18 protein-coding genes are annotated in these 16,229 nt (G+C 67.5%); 8 read left to right on the top strand and 10 right to left on the bottom strand.

The window, feature by feature from the left end; translation table 11 throughout:
* The first annotated feature begins 172 nt into the window (after window positions 1-172).
* Window positions 173-2,431 (top strand): catalase/peroxidase HPI, encoded by a 2,259-nt coding sequence (gene katG, locus ACWV14_RS21420; protein ID WP_454903590.1) that lies wholly within the window; start codon window positions 173-175, stop codon window positions 2,429-2,431.
* Between the two features lie 183 nt (window positions 2,432-2,614).
* Entirely contained in the window at window positions 2,615-2,887 is a 273-nt protein-coding gene (locus ACWV14_RS21415) for a hypothetical protein (protein WP_454903589.1), read from the top strand.
* Window positions 2,888-2,907: 20 nt separating this feature from the next.
* Here ACWV14_RS21415 and mog read toward each other — a convergent pair whose 3' ends face one another.
* On the bottom strand, window positions 2,908-3,507 hold the full coding sequence (gene mog, locus ACWV14_RS21410; protein WP_422087372.1) for a molybdopterin adenylyltransferase: 600 nt from the start codon (window positions 3,505-3,507) through the stop codon (window positions 2,908-2,910).
* On the bottom strand, window positions 3,504-4,160 hold the full coding sequence (gene yjgA, locus ACWV14_RS21405; RefSeq protein ID WP_422087371.1) for a ribosome biogenesis factor YjgA: 657 nt from the start codon (window positions 4,158-4,160) through the stop codon (window positions 3,504-3,506). Before yjgA ends, mog begins: the two co-directional genes overlap by 4 nt.
* A gap of 105 nt (window positions 4,161-4,265) precedes the next feature.
* Between yjgA and pmbA the strand changes: the two genes are divergently transcribed.
* Entirely contained in the window at window positions 4,266-5,636 is a 1,371-nt protein-coding gene (gene pmbA / locus ACWV14_RS21400) for a metalloprotease PmbA (protein WP_454903586.1), read from the top strand.
* 9 nt (window positions 5,637-5,645) lie between these two features.
* On the opposite strand, the gene ACWV14_RS21395 is transcribed toward pmbA, so the two are convergent.
* Window positions 5,646-6,581, bottom strand: coding sequence for a LysR family transcriptional regulator (locus tag ACWV14_RS21395; RefSeq protein WP_454903585.1), 936 nt, complete (start codon window positions 6,579-6,581; stop codon window positions 5,646-5,648).
* 125 nt (window positions 6,582-6,706) lie between these two features.
* On the opposite strand from ACWV14_RS21395, the gene ACWV14_RS21390 reads away from it, so the two are divergent.
* Complete coding sequence (locus ACWV14_RS21390) at window positions 6,707-7,441, top strand: sulfite exporter TauE/SafE family protein (protein ID WP_455240183.1); 735 nt, start codon at window positions 6,707-6,709, stop codon at window positions 7,439-7,441.
* A 7-nt stretch (window positions 7,442-7,448) separates the two neighbouring features.
* Here the strand turns inward: ACWV14_RS21390 and ACWV14_RS21385 are convergent, their stop codons facing one another.
* From ACWV14_RS21385 to ACWV14_RS21360, 6 genes are all read right to left on the bottom strand, one after another.
* The gene (locus tag ACWV14_RS21385) at window positions 7,449-7,919 is read right to left on the bottom strand and encodes an NUDIX domain-containing protein (RefSeq protein WP_454903583.1); all 471 of its coding nucleotides are present in this window, start codon (window positions 7,917-7,919) and stop codon (window positions 7,449-7,451) included.
* A 5-nt stretch (window positions 7,920-7,924) separates the two neighbouring features.
* Window positions 7,925-8,374, bottom strand: a complete 450-nt coding sequence (locus tag ACWV14_RS21380) for a GatB/YqeY domain-containing protein (protein WP_454903581.1) — start codon at window positions 8,372-8,374, stop codon at window positions 7,925-7,927.
* Between the two features lie 109 nt (window positions 8,375-8,483).
* Entirely contained in the window at window positions 8,484-8,696 is a 213-nt protein-coding gene (rpsU, locus tag ACWV14_RS21375; RefSeq protein ID WP_007833691.1) for a 30S ribosomal protein S21, read from the bottom strand.
* 230 nt (window positions 8,697-8,926) lie between these two features.
* Entirely contained in the window at window positions 8,927-10,165 is a 1,239-nt protein-coding gene (locus tag ACWV14_RS21370; RefSeq protein ID WP_454903579.1) for an NAD(P)/FAD-dependent oxidoreductase, read from the bottom strand.
* Window positions 10,162-10,950: a YaeF family permuted papain-like enzyme gene (locus ACWV14_RS21365; protein WP_454903577.1), complete on the bottom strand. Its 789-nt coding sequence runs from the start codon at window positions 10,948-10,950 to the stop codon at window positions 10,162-10,164. Before ACWV14_RS21365 ends, ACWV14_RS21370 begins: the two co-directional genes overlap by 4 nt.
* The gene (locus ACWV14_RS21360; protein ID WP_454903575.1) at window positions 10,950-12,080 is read right to left on the bottom strand and encodes a sterol desaturase family protein; all 1,131 of its coding nucleotides are present in this window, start codon (window positions 12,078-12,080) and stop codon (window positions 10,950-10,952) included. The genes ACWV14_RS21365 and ACWV14_RS21360 overlap by 1 nt, the downstream gene beginning before the upstream one ends.
* Before the next feature lie 147 nt (window positions 12,081-12,227).
* Here ACWV14_RS21360 and ACWV14_RS21355 point away from each other — a divergent pair, with 147 nt between their 5' ends.
* Genes ACWV14_RS21355 through ACWV14_RS21340 form a run of 4 tightly spaced genes read left to right on the top strand, consistent with a single transcriptional unit; the run spans window position 12,228 to window position 15,328 of the window.
* Entirely contained in the window at window positions 12,228-13,061 is an 834-nt protein-coding gene (locus ACWV14_RS21355; RefSeq protein ID WP_454903574.1) for a transporter substrate-binding domain-containing protein, read from the top strand.
* A gap of 10 nt (window positions 13,062-13,071) precedes the next feature.
* Window positions 13,072-13,869, top strand: a complete 798-nt coding sequence (locus ACWV14_RS21350; protein WP_454903573.1) for an amino acid ABC transporter permease — start codon at window positions 13,072-13,074, stop codon at window positions 13,867-13,869.
* Between the two features lies 1 nt (window position 13,870).
* On the top strand, window positions 13,871-14,641 hold the full coding sequence (locus ACWV14_RS21345) for an amino acid ABC transporter ATP-binding protein (RefSeq protein ID WP_454903571.1): 771 nt from the start codon (window positions 13,871-13,873) through the stop codon (window positions 14,639-14,641).
* Between the two features lie 18 nt (window positions 14,642-14,659).
* The gene (locus ACWV14_RS21340; RefSeq protein WP_454903570.1) at window positions 14,660-15,328 is read left to right on the top strand and encodes an aspartate/glutamate racemase family protein; all 669 of its coding nucleotides are present in this window, start codon (window positions 14,660-14,662) and stop codon (window positions 15,326-15,328) included.
* Here ACWV14_RS21340 and ACWV14_RS21335 read toward each other — a convergent pair.
* On the bottom strand, window positions 15,325-16,215 hold the full coding sequence (locus ACWV14_RS21335; RefSeq protein ID WP_454903568.1) for an ABC transporter permease: 891 nt from the start codon (window positions 16,213-16,215) through the stop codon (window positions 15,325-15,327). The two genes, ACWV14_RS21340 and ACWV14_RS21335, sit on opposite strands and share 4 nt — an antisense overlap.
* Between the last annotated feature and the right edge of the window lie 14 nt (window positions 16,216-16,229).

The following is a 16,229-nucleotide window of genomic DNA, read 5'->3' as shown; positions in this document are numbered from 1 at the left end:
GGGGCGGGCGATGAGGCTATAAAGCTCGCGTCCGAGCGCCGGAGACCGCGCGGCGAATGACAAGCAGGGCCAGCTTGCGCTATCGCTGGAATTGAGTGCTTCTATTCGCCCCACGGCGGCTTCTGTCAGAGAATTTGCCTGATCCCCTCGCAGCACAAAACCAGGAGTTCCCATGAGCAGTGACAAGACCGAAGCCAAGTGTCCCTTCAGCCAGGCAGCAGGTGCCGGCACCACCAACCGAGACTGGTGGCCCAAGCAGCTGCGTATCGATCTGCTTCACCAGCACTCGTCGAAATCCGATCCGATGGACAAGGACTTCGACTATGCCGCGGCGTTCAAGAGCCTCGATCTTGCAGCGGTGAAGAAAGACCTCGCCACGCTGATGACCGACTCGCAGGACTGGTGGCCGGCGGACTTCGGCCACTACGGCCCGCTGTTCATTCGCATGGCATGGCACAGCGCGGGCACCTACCGCATCGGTGACGGACGCGGCGGCGCCGGTCGCGGCCAGCAGCGCTTCGCACCGCTGAACAGCTGGCCTGACAACGTGAGCCTCGACAAGGCACGGCGTCTGCTCTGGCCGATCAAGCAGAAGTACGGCAACAAGATTTCGTGGGCCGACCTGTTGATCCTCACGGGCAACGTCGCGCTGGAAACGATGGGCTTCAAGACCTTCGGCTTCGCGGGCGGCCGTGCCGATGTGTGGGAACCCGACCAGGACGTGTACTGGGGCCGCGAGACCACTTGGCTCGGCGGCGACATCCGCTATTCGCAAGGTTCGCCGGGCGTCGAGAAATCCGGCGCGGTGCTCGTGAAGGACGACGACAGCAAGGTGCCGCACACACGCGACCTCGAGAACCCGCTGGCCGCCGTGCAGATGGGCCTGATCTACGTGAACCCCGAAGGCCCGGACGGCAACCCCGACCCGCTCGCCGCGGCGCGCGACATCCGCGACACCTTCGCGCGCATGGCCATGGACGACGAAGAAACCGTGGCGCTCATTGCCGGAGGCCACACCTTCGGCAAGACGCACGGCGCGGGCCCGGCAACCAACGTCGGGCACGAGCCCGAGGCAGCGGGCATCGAAGACCAGGGCCTGGGCTGGAAGAGCAGCTTCGGCACCGGCAAGGGCGGCGACACCATCACCAGCGGCCTGGAAGTCACCTGGACCACCACGCCCACGAAGTGGAGCAACAACTTCTTCGAGAACCTGTTCGGCTTCGAATGGGAACTCACCAAGAGCCCCGCGGGCGCGCACCAGTGGGTGGCCAAGGGCGGTGCCGGCGCGGGAACCATTCCGGACGCGCACGACCCGTCGAAGCGCCACGCGCCGACCATGCTCACCACCGACCTGTCGCTGCGCATCGACCCGGCCTACGAGAAGATCTCGCGCCGCTTCCTTGCAAACCCCGACCAGTTCGCCGATGCATTCGCCCGCGCATGGTTCAAGCTCACCCACCGCGACATGGGCCCGCGCGCACGCTACCTCGGACCGGAAGTGCCGGCCGAAGAGCTGATATGGCAAGACCCGATTCCGGCCGTCGACCATGCGCTGGTCGATGCGCAGGACGTGGAAGCGCTCGCCAAGAAGGTGCTGGCCTCGGGCCTCACGCCGGCGCAACTCGTTTCGACGGCATGGGCTTCGGCATCGACCTTCCGCGGCTCCGACAAGCGGGGCGGCGCGAACGGTGCACGCATTCGCCTCGCTCCCCAGAAGGACTGGGCGGTGAACGAGCCGGCGCAACTGGCCAAGGTGCTGCAGGTGCTCGAAGGCATCCGCGAGGAGTTCAACGCGGCGCAGAAGGGCGGCAAGAAGATCTCGCTGGCCGACCTGATCGTGCTGGCCGGCGGTGCCGGCGTGGAGCAAGCTGCGCGCAATGCCGGACGCGAACTCAAGGTCCCCTTCTCGCCGGGCCGTGCCGACGCGTCGCAGGAACAGACCGACGTGCAGTCTTTCGAGCCCCTGGAGCCGGTGGCCGACGGTTTCCGCAACTACACCAAGGCGCGGTTCAGCGTGCCGGCCGAAGTGCTGCTCGTCGACAGGGCGCAACTGCTGACGCTGACCGCACCGGAGCTGGCCGTGCTCCTCGGCGGCCTGCGCGTGATCGGCGCCAATGTCGGCCAGAGCCAGGACGGCGTCTTCACCAAGAAGCCGGGCACGCTGAGCAACGACTTCTTCGTCAACCTGCTCGACATGGGCACGGAGTGGAAGGCTGCTCCGGCCGGCAACGAGAAGTACGAAGGCCGCGACCGCAAATCGGGCGAACTGAAGTGGACCGGCACGCGCGCCGACCTGGTCTTCGGCTCGAATGCGCAGCTGCGCGCCATTGCCGAGATCTACGCGAGCTCGGACGCGCAAGAGAAGTTCGCGAACGACTTCGTGGCCGCGTGGACGAAGGTGATGAACCTCGACAGGTTCGATCTGGCCTGAGCCTGAGGGCTCACGGTTCGCCGGAGGCTGAGAGGCCTCCGGCGCGGCGAAGCGAGGGGCGTCGATTGTTGGACAATCAGATCGATGGGTAGCTACGACAAGTCTTCCGCACGCACCGCAACAGCCGAGCCGCGCGCTCCGCAGCGTCGCCGGGTCCATGGCGGCTCGCCTTCACATCCTCCAATGGCGTTCGACGTCGGCCCTGCGGCCGAGCCCGCCGCGCCCAGTGCGCGGACGTGGCGCTCGACGGTGGTGGGCATGTCGCTCGGCCTGGGGCTCGTGCTGGCGCTGTCCATGAAATGGCTCATGAGCTACCAGATCGACAGCGCCGAAGAGCGGCGCGTGCAGCAGAAGGCGGCGCGTGCCGCGGCCGCGCGCTGCTACGAGCAGGCGTCGCACGCGGCGGTCAGTGCGTGCCTGAAGGACGTCGAGGCCAGGAGCCTTCCGCCGCAGTAGCGGCCGCGAGTCGACGCCGCTCAGGCGCGAGTGCGGATGGCCGACTTCGGCCGGAAGGCCTTGCAGACCGAATCGTCGGTTTCCAGGTACGGCCCGCCAATCAGGTCGATGCAGTAGGGCACCGCCGCGAAGATGCCGGGCACGAGCTGTGCCCCGTTCGCGTCCTTCAGCCCCTCGAGCGTTTCCGCGATCGACTTGGGCTGGCCCGGCAGGTTGATGATCAGGCTCTTGTCGCGGATCACCGCCACCTGCCGCGACAGGATCGCGGTAGGCACGAAGCGCAGGCTGATCTGGCGCATCTGCTCGCCGAAGCCGGGCATTTCCTTGTGGGCGACGGCCAGCGTGGCCTCGGGCGTCACGTCGCGCAGGGCGGGGCCGGTGCCGCCGGTGGTCAGCACCAGCGAACAGCCGGCGTCGACCAGCTCGACCAGCGCGGCGCTGATGCGCGCGGCCTCGTCGGGAATCAGCCGGGGCTCGAATTCGATGGGGTTCTTCAGCGCCTTGCCGAGCCATTCCTTCAGCGAGGGCAGGCCCTTGTCTTCGTAGGCCCCGCTGGAGGCACGGTCGCTGACCGAGACGATGCCGATGCGCACCGGCTCGAAAACAGCTTCTGCGCTCATGCGTCCTCTTCCCGGTCTTGTTCCGCCGCGGCGGCTGCGTGGTCGTCGCCGCCGTGCACCGCCAACTGGGCGCGCACGAGCTGGAAGATCTCGCGGTAGGCCTTGCCCTGTCGGGGCGCTTCACCGGCCGGGCCGGTCTTCATGTCCTTGCGGGCCTGGCGCACCAGGGCGCGCAGTTGCTGGGAGTCGGTGGCGGGGTGGGTTTCGATCCAGCCGCCGAGGGCATCGTCGTCGGCAATCAGCCGGTCGCGCCAGCGCTCGGCCTCGTGCAGGGCGGCGGTTTCGGCGGCCGGCACGCTGGCCTGCTCCGACAGGGCCTGCCTGACGGCCTCCAGCACCTCGGGCTCGAGCTTGCGCATGAGCTTGCCGATGAACTGCATCTGGCGGCGCTTGCCTTCGAAATTGGTGATGCGCTTGGCTTCGGCGATGGCGTCGACCAGTTTCTCGTCGAGCTGGAGCGCGTCGAACAGGCCGGCGCGCAGCGTCAGCAGTTCGCCGCCCAGCTTCTGGAGTTCGTCGCTCTCGCGCTTGAGGTCGGTGCGGCTGGCGTCGTCGGTGCCCTTGAGCTCGCGCTTGAGCTCCAGGTCGAGCTCGCTGCCTTCAGCGACGAACTGGCCACGGACGAAATAGCCTTTTTTGGGTTTGCGGGACATGGGATGGATTCTGGGCCGCACCGTGCGGCGTTGCAACGCATGCAATGCGCGGTGGGAAGCAGGGGGTAAACGGGGATTGGGGGGCGCAAGTATCATAGCCACCACATGACGACATCCTCCTCGCGCGCCGATTCCGGCTTCGCCTACAGCCGCTCCTTCTTCGAAAACCTGGTCGACTCGGCCTTGGCGCACGCCAAGAAGCTCGGGGCGACCGATGCCGGCGCCGAGGCGTCCGAGGGCTGCGGCCTGAGCGTCTCCGTGCGCAAGGGCGAGCTCGAGAACGTCGAGCGCAACCGCGACAAGTCGCTGGGCATCACGGTCTACGTGGGCCACCGCCGCGGCAACGCCAGCACCTCCGACTTCTCCGAAGGGGCCATCAAGCAGACCGTCCAGGCGGCCTACGACATCGCCCGCTTCACCGCCGAAGACCCGGTGAGCGGCCTGCCCGACGAGGCAGACATCGCCAAGGAGCACCCCGAACTCGACCTGTTCCACCCCTGGGACGTGACGAGCGAGCAGGCCGCCAAGCTGGCGCTTGAATGCGAAGCGGCCGCCCTGTCGACCGACAAGCGCATCACCAACAGCGAAGGCGCGGGCGTCTCGGCCCAGCAGAGCCACTTCTTCAGCGCCCACACGCACGGCTTCCGTGGCGGCTACGCCAGCTCGCGGCACTCCATTTCGGTGGCGCCCATCGCCGGCAAGGGTGACGACATGCAGCGCGACGCCTGGTACAGCTCCATGCGCTCCGCCGACGAACTGGCCAGCCCGCAGGCCGTGGGCCGCTACGCCGCCGAGCGGGCGCTGAGCCGCCTGAAGTCGCGCAAGATCAAGACCACCGAATGCCCGGTGCTGTTCGAGTCGCCACTGGCCGTGGGCCTGCTGGGCGGTCTGGTGCAGGCCGTGAGCGGCGGGGCGCTGTATCGCAAGAGCAGCTTCCTGCTCGATTCGCTGGGCAAGCCCGTGCTGCCCAAGCACATCGACGTGGCCGAAGACCCGCACGTGATGCGCGGCAAGGGCAGCTCGCCCTTCGACGACGAAGGCGTGACCACCCGCGCGCGCAAGGTGGTCGATGCCGGCCGCCTCGAAGGCTACTTTCTCTCGACCTACTCGGCCCGCAAGCTGGGCATGAAGACCACCGGCAACGCCGGCGGTTCGCACAACCTGACGCTGAGCTCGCGCCTGACGAAGCACGCCGACGACCTCGACGCCATGCTCGCCAAGCTGGGCACCGGCCTGTTCGTGATCGAGCTGATGGGCCAGGGCGTGAACTACGTGACCGGCGACTACTCGCGCGGCGCCAGCGGCTTCTGGGTCGAGAAGGGCAAGATCGCCTTCCCGGTGCAGGAGATCACCATCGCCGGCAACCTGAAGGACATGCTCATAGGCATCGAAGCCATCGGCGCGGATGCCTACACCTTCGGCGCCAAGACCACCGGGTCGGTGCTGGTGAACCGCATGAAGGTGGCCGGCGCCTGAGGTCCTGGGTCAACCGGGTCGGGCTTCTTCCGCGGCCCGCCGCGGCCTGGCGGGTTCTTCCATCGGCGCGATCAGGTGCTCGAGCATGCGCCTGGCATTGAGCGGCAGGTCTTCCGACGAGCGCACGCAGGCCATCAGCGTGCGCTCGGCCCATTTGTCCGCAAGCGAGGCGCGCGCGATCTTCATCGAGCGGGCACAGCGTTCGGCCGCCGTCTGCGGCACGATGCCCACGCCGATGCCGTACTCGACCATGCGGCACACCGCCTCGAAGTTGCGCACCCGCACCCGGTAGGCGAGGTGCTTGCCGAGCGCGCGCACATGTTGGGTGATCAGCTGCTGCAGCGCACTGTCCGCCGGCAGGCCCACGAATTCGTTGTCGACCACCTCGGCCAGTTTCAGGCGCCGGCGCCCGGCCAGTGCGTGGCCGCGCGGCATGACGAGCACGAGGTCGTCGCGGCGGAAGGTGTGGCATTCGAGGCCCTCGCTGTCGATGGCGTCCGAGACGATGCCGATGTCGCACAGGCCGGCGCGCAGCGCTTCCACCGTGTCGGGGCTGGCGCGTTCCTCCAGGTCGACCGAGATGCGCGGATGCTGCGCGAGAAAGCGGCTCAGCACCTCGGGCAGGTGCTCGGTCAGCGCCGAGGTGCCGCACATGAAGCGCACATGGCCCTTGAGGCCCTGGCCGTATTCGCCGAGTTCGCCGCGCAGCCGCTCCATCTGCTGCAGCACGACGCGCGCATGGTGCAGCAGCGTGCGGCCGGCCTCGGTGGCGCGCACGCCCTGCGCGTGGCGCGTGAGCAGCGGGGTGCCGAGCGCGTCTTCCATGCCGCGCACCCGCTGGCTGGCGGAGGCCAGCGTCATGTGCGAGCGGCCGGCGCCGCCCGTGAGGCTGCCGGCCTCGACCACGTTGAGGAAGAGCCGCAGGTCGGTGAGATCGAATCGCATGATCCGCCGGAGTGTGCACCAGGAGCCTCAGTCCCAGCCTGAGGCTGGCTGCGCGAATGCCGCATTTCCGGGCGCGGGCTTCATCGGCAGACTCGGCCGCGATGACGATGCCAACGAACGACGCGATGAGTTTCTGGGCCGCCGCCACCGCGGTGTACCTGCTAGCCGGGGTGATCAAGGGCGTGGTCGGCCTCGGGCTGCCGACGGTGTCGATGGGGCTGCTCGCGCTGTGGATGTCGCCGGTGCAGGCGGCGGCGTTGCTGATCGTGCCGTCGCTCGTCACCAACATCTGGCAGACCGGGCCGCGCGCGACCTTCATGCCGGTGCTGCGGCGCATCGGCGGCATGCAGGTGGGGGTGGTGATCGGCACGCTGGGCGGGGCGCTTTGGCTGGGCGTGCCGGCGGGCGCCTGGGCTTCGTTCGCGCTCGGGGTGGCGCTGGTGGTCTACGCGGTCTGGGGGCTGACCGGGCGGCACCTGCATGTGAGCGACGCGCGGGCGCGCTGGCTGGGGCCGCTGGTGGGCATCGTCACTGGGCTGGTGACTGCGGTGACGGGGGTGTTCGCGGTGCCGGCCGTGCCGTATCTGCAGGCGCTCGGGTTCCAGCGCGATTCGCTGATCCAGGCGATGGGAATCTCGTTCACCACCTCGACGGTGGTGCTGGCCATCGGGCTGATCGGGAACGGGGGCTATCCGGTGTCGGCGCTCGGTGGCTCGTTCGCGATGCTGGTGCCGGCCATCGGCGGCATGGTGGTCGGGGCCTGGCTGCGGCAGCGGCTGTCTGTGGCCGTGTTCAAGCGCTGCTTCCTGATCGGGTTGGCGCTGCTGGGGCTCTACATGGCCGCGCGCGCCGGCTTGTGAGCCGAGGTCAGGCTGCGAGCAGCAGCGCAGCGCGGACGCGCTCGATGGTCTGGCGGTAGGGCAGGGCGAAGTCGTCGAGGGGGTCGCCGGATTCGAGCCAGCTGAACAGGAATACCAGGCCTTCCTCCTCGGGGCTGCCCGTTGCCGTGTGCGTGAAAGTCTCGGGCAGCGGGCTTTCGGCGCGCATCAGGAACAGGTGCCACAGCTGCGGGTGGCGATGGGTGTTGCCTTCGACGCCGGCCTCGCATTCGCGGTCCAGCGTGCCCAGCGACCGCAGCGGGCCGCGGTGGTCGATGCCCGATTCCTCGAGCAGTTCGCGGCGCACCGCCACCTCGGGCGATTCACCGGGCTCGATGGTGCCCTTGGGGAGCTGCATGTTGCCATCCTCGGGATGGCGGAACACCAGCAGCCGGCCCCGTGCGTCGACCAGGCAGGCGCAGGCCTTGGGAATGGCGACGGAGGGGCTGCCGGCGTTCATCGGCATCAGGCGCCCGACAGAGCGGCCTTGACCGCTGCGCTGACCTGGCCCATGTCGGCCTTGCCGGCGAGGCGGGTCTTGACCACGCCCATCACCTTGCCCATGTCGCCGGGGCCGCTGGCGCCCAGCTCGGCCACGATGGCCTTCACCGCGGCCGCCGTTTCATCGGCGCTCATGCGCTGGGGCAGGTAGACCTCCAGCACCTTGATCTCGGCGGCTTCCTTGTCGGCGAGGTCGGCGCGGCCGCCGGTGGTGAAGGCGGCGATGGAGTCCTTGCGCTGCTTGACCATCTTGTCGACGATGGCGACGACCATGGCGTCGTCGAGCTCCACGCGCTCGTCGACTTCCTTCTGCTTCATGGCGGCCAGGAGCAGGCGGATGGTGGCCAGGCGCTCGGAGTCCTTGGCGCGCATCGCCGTCTTCATGTCTTCGGTGATTTGTTCTTTGAGTGTCATTCGGCAACCTTTCGGAAAAAACAAAAGCCGCGGCAGGTTTCCCTGGCGCGGCTGAGGCAACTGGGCGGCGGTGCTGACTTTCGTCTGGAGCCGGCCGCCAGGGCGTTGCTTAGTACAGCTTCTTGGGCAGCTGCATGCTGCGCACGCGCTTGTAGTGGCGCTTGACCGCGGCGGCCTTCTTGCGCTTGCGTTCGGCGGTCGGCTTTTCGTAGAACTCGCGGGCACGCAGGTCGGTCAGCAGGCCGAGCTTTTCGATGGTGCGCTTGAAACGGCGCAGTGCGACGTCGAAGGGCTCGTTTTCTTTAACGCGGATGGTGGTCATTGATGAATCGTTGAAATGAATTTGGCCTGGAGAGATCGAGGCCCCAAGCCGGGGTTCCTCAACTGAAAACTGTTTGCGGCCGTTGAGGGGAGGCCAGAGTTAGCCCGCGATTATAGCACTCCCCCAGGCTGCGCGCACTTCGTGTCGCTTCACCTTCCCCCTCGCCGGGGGCGGCACCGGTGGCCCGGCAAAGCCGGTTCCACGGTGCCCTGGAAGGGAGTCCGTGGGGGTCAAAGGGCCTGTGCGCACGCATGGGCGCTCGCCCACGCCCATTGGAAGTTGTATCCGCCCAGCCAGCCTGTGACATCGACCACTTCGCCGATGAAAAACAGCCCGGGCTGCTTCGATTCCATGGTCTGGGAGGACAAATCCCGGGTGTCGACGCCCCCGGCCGTGACCTCGGCTTTCTTGTAGCCCTCGGTGCCGCTGGGGGTGATCTGCCAGCGGGCGATGCGCTCCGACAGCGCCGCCAGCGCCTTGTCGGCCGCCTCGTTCACCGGCCGCTGCAGTGCCGGGTCCTGGCCGACCCAGGCGTCTGCCAGCCGGGAAGGCACCAGCGTGGCCAGTTCGTTGGCGATGCGCTTCTTCGAGCGGAGCTTGGCTTCGCCCAGCGCCTCGGCCACGTCCACGCCCGGGGCGAAATCCAGCGTCAGCGGGGCGCCGGGCTTCCAGTAGCTCGAAATCTGCAGTACCGCCGGGCCCGAAAGCCCGCGGTGGGTGAACAGCAGGTCTTCCAGGAAGGCCATTTTTTCTTTCTTGGCCCCGGTTTCGATGCGCACCGGCAGCGCGAGCCCGGCCAGTCCGGCATAGGGCTCCCAGGCTTCGCCGCCGAAGGTCAGCGGCACCAGCGCCGGCCGCGGCGTGACCACACGCAGGCCGAACTGCTCGGCGATGCGGTAGCCGAAGTCGGTGGCGCCTATCTGCGGGATCGACAGGCCGCCGGTCGCGACCACGATCTTCGGCGTTTCGATCAGGCCTCGGTTGCTCTCGATTTGATAGCCGCCCGCGCCGGTACCGCCTGCATCAGCGGCTGAAAATGCAATGTTCCCGATCTTGCACGGCTGCCACCGTTCGACGCCGCCAGCCGCGCATTCGGCCAGCAGCATGTCGACGATCTGCTGCGAGGAACCGTCGCAGAACAGCTGCCCCTTGTGCTTCTCGTGAAAGGCGATGCCGTGCTTCTGCACCAGCTCGATGAACTGGTGCGATGCATAACGCGACAGCGCCGAACGGCAGAAATTCGGGTTGTCGCCGATGAAATGGCGCTGCGGCGCCCGCACGTCGAGATCGCGATTGGTGAAGTTGGCGCGCCCGCCGCCCGAGATCCGGATCTTCTCGCCCACCTTCTCGCTGTGGTCCACCAACAGCACCTTGAGCCCGCGCTGGCCAGCCACTCCGGCGCAGAACAGCCCGGCCGCGCCGGCGCCGATCACGACGACATCGAAGCGGGATGAAGCTGCCGCGCTCAAGGGCCATCCGCCGCGAGCAGCGGCGGCGGGTTGTATTTCAGGTGGCCCACATAGCGCAGCGGCTGCGTGGCGGCAATCGAGGGCACGTCGCCTTCACGCATGTGCAGCAGGTCGGCCGGGCTCACCCAGCGCGGGTCGGCGCGGGTGATCGGCAGGCCTGCCTGCCTGTAGGCCTCCAGCACGAACTGGGAGCAGAAGAACTGGTCGTTGCGGCTCGCGCCCAGTTGCACCATCGCCAGGCCGCTCATGCAATAGCTGCTGACTGCCTCCGGCATCAGCGGCAGTTCGCAGAGGCGGCGGTTGAGCACGAAGGGCGCGTTCAGCAGCACGCCCACGGTGTTGTAGCGCGTGCCGACCTGCGACATCGCCCATTCGCGCAGGCGTGCAGCGCCGGCTGCATCGACCCCAGGCACCCGAAAGGCCACGACCATCTGTTCTTCGTCGACCACCTCGGCCAGCGGCCGGGCGCGCACGCCCGTGCCCACGGCTTCGGCGATCTGGCCGTCGCCCAGGTAGAGCACCGCGTGGCTCACCGGCGAGAAGGTGCCCAGCCGGATGCCGAAGGAATTGACCGTGGCGATGGAGGTCAGCAGGATGTCGCCCGGCTCCAGCGCATCGGCCGCGATGAGCTCGCCGCCGTTGCCCGGCGCGATGACCGAGCTTTGCACGCGCAGGCGCAGCCCGGCGTCCTTGGAGGGCAGGTCGAGGCGGGTGGCGCAGGCCGTGAGCAGCAGGGCGGCGCCCGCGGCAATGACGACCGCGGCGGTCTTGAACGTGGCGCGCATCAGCCCTTCCAGACGAACGGGAACTTCAACTGCTTGAAGAAACCGTTGGGCACGTAGTCGCCCAGCACGCCGTATTTCTCGGGCCAGAGCTTGGTGCTCTTCACCGCCGTGCCGAAGATGTAGTCGAGGAAGGCGTAGTGCGCCGCGTAGTTCTTGTCGAGCGCCTCGATGTCCTGGCTGTGGTGCCAGTGGTGGAAGTTGGGCGTCACGATCAAATAGCGCAGCGGGCCGAGCCGCACGCTCACGTTGCAGTGGTTGAACACCGCCTGGAAGCCGACCACCACGATGTACGCGTCGATCACTTCCTTGCTGAAGCCCAGCACGTAGATGGGCGCCAGCACCAGCGTGCGGGTGATCAGCAATTCGAGGATGTGCTGGCGCGAGCCGGCCATCCAGTCCATGCTCTTCACGCTGTGGTGCACCGCGTGCAGGCGCCACAGCACGGGCACCTCGTGGTAGGCGCGGTGCGTCCAGTACTGCACCAGGTCGGCCACCAGGATGATCAGCAGGATGCCGGCCCAGAACGGCAGGTTGCCCACCCAGCCGCGAATGCCGTCGTTGGCGGCCCAGCCGAAGAGCTTGTGCACCAGCAGGTTGGTGGCCAGCAGCACGAAGCCCACGATCATGTGGTTCACCACGAAGTGGTGGAAGTCGGTCTGCCACTCCTCGCGGAACACGGGCTGGTCCTTGCGCAGCGCGAACAGCTTCTCGATGAAGATGAAGATCAGCGACGAGCCCAGCAGGTCGAGGATGAACCAATCGAGCCCGATGTACGGCGTGTGGTCCGCGAAGTCGTGCACCGGCACCTTGTGCCCGCCCAGCAGCGCCGAGACCGCCACAAGCAGGAACGCGGCCGACGACAGCCAGCGCGAGCGGTTGAAGATGATGTTCACCAGCGACAGCCCGCCCGAGATGACCAGCGCCGTCAGCAGGATGATCCGCATCACGTCGACGTTGTAGCTCTTGCGAAGCTCCGGCGTGGTGAGGTACTGCGGAAAGTGGAAGGCGAGCACGCCCAGGAAGCAGAGGATGGCCAGGCTCAGGGCGATCGTGCCTGTGACCAGCCCCTGGCCGCGGCGCAGTTCGCCATGGTTGTTGGTGAATTCGTTGAGTTTGTCGATGTCGAGCATGGGACCCCCTCAGGGTTGTGTTGTGCTTGTTGTGCGGCGGATTTTAGGTCGCGCGGTGTTTTTCGACGAGGCGGCCCAAGCGCAAGGAAAACCTTGGAACCAATCGCTTACCTTTGTATATTGGCAAGCCAATTGCTTGGAGTGCTCGTGACCATCAAACAGAATTTCATTCGGGCCCTCGTGGCTGCCGTTGCCGCCTGTACCTTCGGGCCGGCTTTTTCCCAGGACCAGGAGAGCTCGCTCGCGCGGGTGCAGCGCACCCATGTGCTGCGCGTGGGGGCCATCGCCGGCGCCATTCCGTACTTTGCCAAGGACCCGGGCACCGGCAAGTGGGAGGGCTTCGGCCCCGACTTCGGCGAGAGCCTGGCCAGGAGCCTGGGCGCCAAGGTCGAATACGTCGAGACCACCTGGGGCAACGCGGTGCTCGACCTGCAGTCCAACAAGATCGACGCCATGTTCGGCCTGGCCCCGTCGCCGCAGCGCGCGGCCATGGTCAACTTCGCCGACACGCTGTTCGAGAACACCTACACGGTGGTCTGCAAGAAGGGCGTGCCGCAGAAGAGCTGGGAACAGCTGAACACGCCCGAGACCAAGATCGTGGTGGACATCGGCTCCAGCCATGACCAGTTGGCCCAGCGCGTGCTGCCCAAGGCCGACGTCACCCGCCTGGAGAACTCCGGCGCCGCCACCATGTCGCTGCAGGCCGGCCGCGCCGATTGCCAGGTGCTCGTGATCCTGCTGGCCGAGCCACTGCTGGCCAAGCGCCCGGGCCTGGGCACGATGTACATCCCGCAGCCGGTGTACACCGCGCCGGTGAGCATCGGCCTGCGCAAGGACTCCGACCCCGGCCTGCAGAAGGCGGTGAACGCCTGGCTGGCGCAGGAGCGCAGCAAGGGCGAGGTGCGCAGTGTCATCCTGAAGAACATGGAAAAGCTCGCGGGCGTGCCGGCCAGCGCCTTCCCGCCTGAAATCAAGTTCTGAAGGGGTCGCCATGGACCTCGAGGATCCGACGAGCGAGCCCAGGGGCCGCTCCCGGCTCGGCACGGCCGTGCTGCTCGCTTGCGTGCTGGCCGGCATCTGGGCCGCGGTGCGCCATTTCTCCGGCGGCGCGTCCGGCACGGCCTACGACTGGGACTTCAGCGTGCTCTGGAGCTACCGGCGGCTGCTGCTCATAGGCCTGGCCTACACGCTGGTGTTCACCGTCGTGTGCGTGGTGCTGGGGCTCCTGATCGGCCTGGTCACCGGGCTGGGGCGGTTGTCGCGCAACCCGTGGGTGTCGGCGCCGATCCGCGCCTACATCGAGGTGTTCCGCTGCACGCCGGTGCTGGTGCAGCTGGTGTGGTTCTACTACGCGCTGCCGGTGCTCACCGGGCTGGAGATCTCGGCCGTTGCGGCCGCCACGCTGTGCCTGTCGCTCTACGGCGGTGCGTTCTATTCCGAGATCGTGCGCGGCGGCATCATTTCCATCGACAGCGGCCAGGTCGAGGCGGCCCGCGCGCTCGGCATGACGCGCATGCAGCTCATGCGCCGCATCGTGCTGCCGCAGGCGTTCAAGCGCATGGTGCCGCCGCTCATGAGCCAGTCGATCATGCAGCTGAAGAACACCTCGCTGCTGTCGGTGCTGGCCGTGCCCGACCTGCTCTACCAGGGCCAGGTGATCGCGCACGAAACCTACCGGCCTCTGGAGCTCTACACCTTCATCGCGGTCGCCTACTTCGCGGTGCTGCTGCCCGTCACCATCTGGGCCAAGCGCATGGAATTCGGCGCCGGCGCCAAGGAAGAAGCCTGAGATGCCCGCACCCCTGATAGAGATCAGCAAGCTCAAGAAAGCCTTCGGGCAGAACGTCGTCCTGAAGGACATCTCGCTGCAGATCGAGCGCGGCCAGGTGGTCGCGATCATCGGACCCTCGGGCTCGGGCAAGTCGACGCTGCTGCGCTGCATCAACCTGCTGTCGGTGCCCAATGCCGGGCGCATCACGGTGGGCGAGCAGAGCATCGAGTTCAACGGCGTGCACACCACGCTGCCCAACGAGCGCGCGCTGGCGCGCTTCAGGGCGTCGACGGGCATGGTGTTCCAGCACTTCAACCTCTTCCCTCACATGACGGTGCTGCGCAACGTGATGGAAGGGCCGATGACGGTGCTGAAGACGCCCAAGCCGCAGGCCGAGGCCGAGGCGCGCGCGCTTCTCGCCAAGGTGGGCCTGCTGGATCGCGCCGATTACTTTCCCGACAAGCTCTCCGGCGGCCAGAAGCAGCGCGTGGCCATTGCGCGCGCGCTGGCCATGAAGCCCGCCGTCATGCTGTTCGACGAAGCCACCTCCGCGCTCGACCCGGAACTGGTCGGCGAAGTGCTCGGCGTCATCAAGGGGCTGGCCAGGGACGGCATGACCATGATCCTGGTGACGCACGAGATCGGCTTCGCGCGCGAGGTGGCCGACCAGGTGATCTTCATGCGCGACGGCGTGGTCGCGGAAAGCGGGCCGCCGGAAGTGGTGATCGACAACCCGAGGCAGGCGGCGACGCAGGCTTTCCTGGGCCGCTTCAAGGGTGCGGCGGCATAGCGCAGAGGGCGTGCCGTGATGCGCGACGCCATGCCGTTCCTCGGCGTGCTGATGCTCGACACGCGCTTCCCGCGGCCGCCGGGCGATGTAGGCAATCCGGCGACCTTCGAGCGGCACGGCATCGCGGTGCGGCTGCTCGTGATCGAGGGCGCTTCGCCCGAGCGCATCGTGAAAGAGGCTGACCGCTCGCTGCTGCAGCCCTTCGTAGACGGCGCGCTGCGGCTGGCCGGGGAGGGCGCGGCCATGCTCACCACCAGCTGCGGTTTTCTGGCGGCGTACCAGCAGGTGCTGGCCGGCGCGGTGCAGGTTCCCGTCGTCACGTCGAGCCTGCTGCAATGCCGCGAGTTCGCGCGCCCGGGCATCCTGACCTTCGATGCGGATTCGATGAGCCGGGCCATCCTCGACGCGGCCGGTGTGCCGCAGGGCACGCCGGTGCAGGGCGTGCAGCCGGGCTGCGAGTTCCATCGGCGCATCCTGAACAACGAAGAGCATCTCGATCTGGCGGAGGCCGAGCGCAACGTGGTCGATGCCGCGCGCCGGCTGGTGGCGCTTCATCCGGAGGTGGGGGACATCGTGATGGAGTGCACCAACATGCCGCCATACCGCGACGCCGTTGCCCGCGCCACGGGCCGCCGGGTGCACGACATCGAAACGCTGCTGGCCGCCCGGTGGGCAGCCCTTGGTTAGCGTCTGCGGGTGGAGCGCCGGCGCAGCAGGGCGGCCGAACCCAGCGCCACGGCCATGACCAGCAGCGACACGACGGTGGTCACCGTGCCCAGTGCATAGATCGACGGCGTGGTGACGGTCGAGGTCAGGCCCTGCAGCTCGAGCGGCAGGGTGTTGACGTCGCCGATGGCCTGCGAAGTGCGGGCGATTTCGTCCCAGGAGAGCGTGAAGCCGAACATGCCGATGCCCACGATCGAGGGGCCGATCAGCGGGAGCACCACGAAGCGGAAGCTCTGCCACGGGGTGGCGCCGAGGTCGCGTGCGGCTTCTTCGTAGGCCGGGTTGAAGCGGTTGAACACGGCGAACATGATGAGCAGGCCGAAGGGCAGCGTCCATGTCAGGTGCGCGCCGAGGGCGGAGCTGAACAGGCCGAGCGCGGTGCCGTAGCTTTCGAGCAGCGTGGTGGCGTCCATGGCTGTCAGCATGCTCTTGATGCCGGTGTCGATGAGGCGGAACTGCAGGCCGATGCCGAGCGAGATGATGATCGACGGCATGATGAGGCTGGCCACCGTGACGAAGAACAGGGCGTTGCTGCCGGCGAGCTTCTTGCGGAACGCCAGGCCTGCCAGCACCGACAGCACGACGGTGAAGGCCATCACCACGGCGCCCAGCGCAAGAGAGCGCCTGAAGGCTGCCCCGATATCCACCGTGCCCAGCCCTTCAGCCAGTTTGTAGAACCAGTGCAGCGAAACGCCGCGCAGCGGGAAGGTGAGGCCGCCCTCGGGGCCCTGGAAGCTGAGCACGAAGATCGTGATCATCGGGCCGTAGAGAAACAGCACGAACAGGGCGAATACCGTGGCGAGAGGCCAGAAGCCGGGGCTGCGTTGTTCGCCTATGCGTTGGCTCATTTGTGTTTTTCCTT

The sequence above is a fragment of the Variovorax durovernensis genome (assembly GCF_977011995.1).
This window is presented reverse-complemented; position numbering and strand designations above follow the sequence as displayed.

Excerpts from the sequence above, each read along its gene's own strand:
- katG (WP_454903590.1), top strand. The coding sequence starts at position 173 with ATGAGCAGTGACAAGACCGAAGCCAAGTGTCCCTTCAGCCAGGCAGCA.
- ACWV14_RS21415 (WP_454903589.1), top strand. The coding sequence starts at position 2,615 with ATGGCGTTCGACGTCGGCCCTGCGGCCGAGCCCGCCGCGCCCAGTGCG.
- mog (WP_422087372.1), bottom strand. The coding sequence starts at position 3,507 with ATGAGCGCAGAAGCTGTTTTCGAGCCGGTGCGCATCGGCATCGTCTCG.
- yjgA (WP_422087371.1), bottom strand. The coding sequence starts at position 4,160 with ATGTCCCGCAAACCCAAAAAAGGCTATTTCGTCCGTGGCCAGTTCGTC.
- pmbA (WP_454903586.1), top strand. The coding sequence starts at position 4,266 with ATGACGACATCCTCCTCGCGCGCCGATTCCGGCTTCGCCTACAGCCGC.
- ACWV14_RS21395 (WP_454903585.1), bottom strand. The coding sequence starts at position 6,581 with ATGCGATTCGATCTCACCGACCTGCGGCTCTTCCTCAACGTGGTCGAG.
- ACWV14_RS21390 (WP_455240183.1), top strand. The coding sequence starts at position 6,707 with ATGAGTTTCTGGGCCGCCGCCACCGCGGTGTACCTGCTAGCCGGGGTG.
- ACWV14_RS21385 (WP_454903583.1), bottom strand. The coding sequence starts at position 7,919 with ATGAACGCCGGCAGCCCCTCCGTCGCCATTCCCAAGGCCTGCGCCTGC.
- ACWV14_RS21380 (WP_454903581.1), bottom strand. The coding sequence starts at position 8,374 with ATGACACTCAAAGAACAAATCACCGAAGACATGAAGACGGCGATGCGC.
- rpsU (WP_007833691.1), bottom strand. The coding sequence starts at position 8,696 with ATGACCACCATCCGCGTTAAAGAAAACGAGCCCTTCGACGTCGCACTG.
- ACWV14_RS21365 (WP_454903577.1), bottom strand. The coding sequence starts at position 10,950 with ATGCGCGCCACGTTCAAGACCGCCGCGGTCGTCATTGCCGCGGGCGCC.
- ACWV14_RS21360 (WP_454903575.1), bottom strand. The coding sequence starts at position 12,080 with ATGCTCGACATCGACAAACTCAACGAATTCACCAACAACCATGGCGAA.
- ACWV14_RS21350 (WP_454903573.1), top strand. The coding sequence starts at position 13,072 with ATGGACCTCGAGGATCCGACGAGCGAGCCCAGGGGCCGCTCCCGGCTC.
- ACWV14_RS21345 (WP_454903571.1), top strand. The coding sequence starts at position 13,871 with ATGCCCGCACCCCTGATAGAGATCAGCAAGCTCAAGAAAGCCTTCGGG.
- ACWV14_RS21340 (WP_454903570.1), top strand. The coding sequence starts at position 14,660 with ATGCGCGACGCCATGCCGTTCCTCGGCGTGCTGATGCTCGACACGCGC.
- ACWV14_RS21335 (WP_454903568.1), bottom strand. The coding sequence starts at position 16,215 with ATGAGCCAACGCATAGGCGAACAACGCAGCCCCGGCTTCTGGCCTCTC.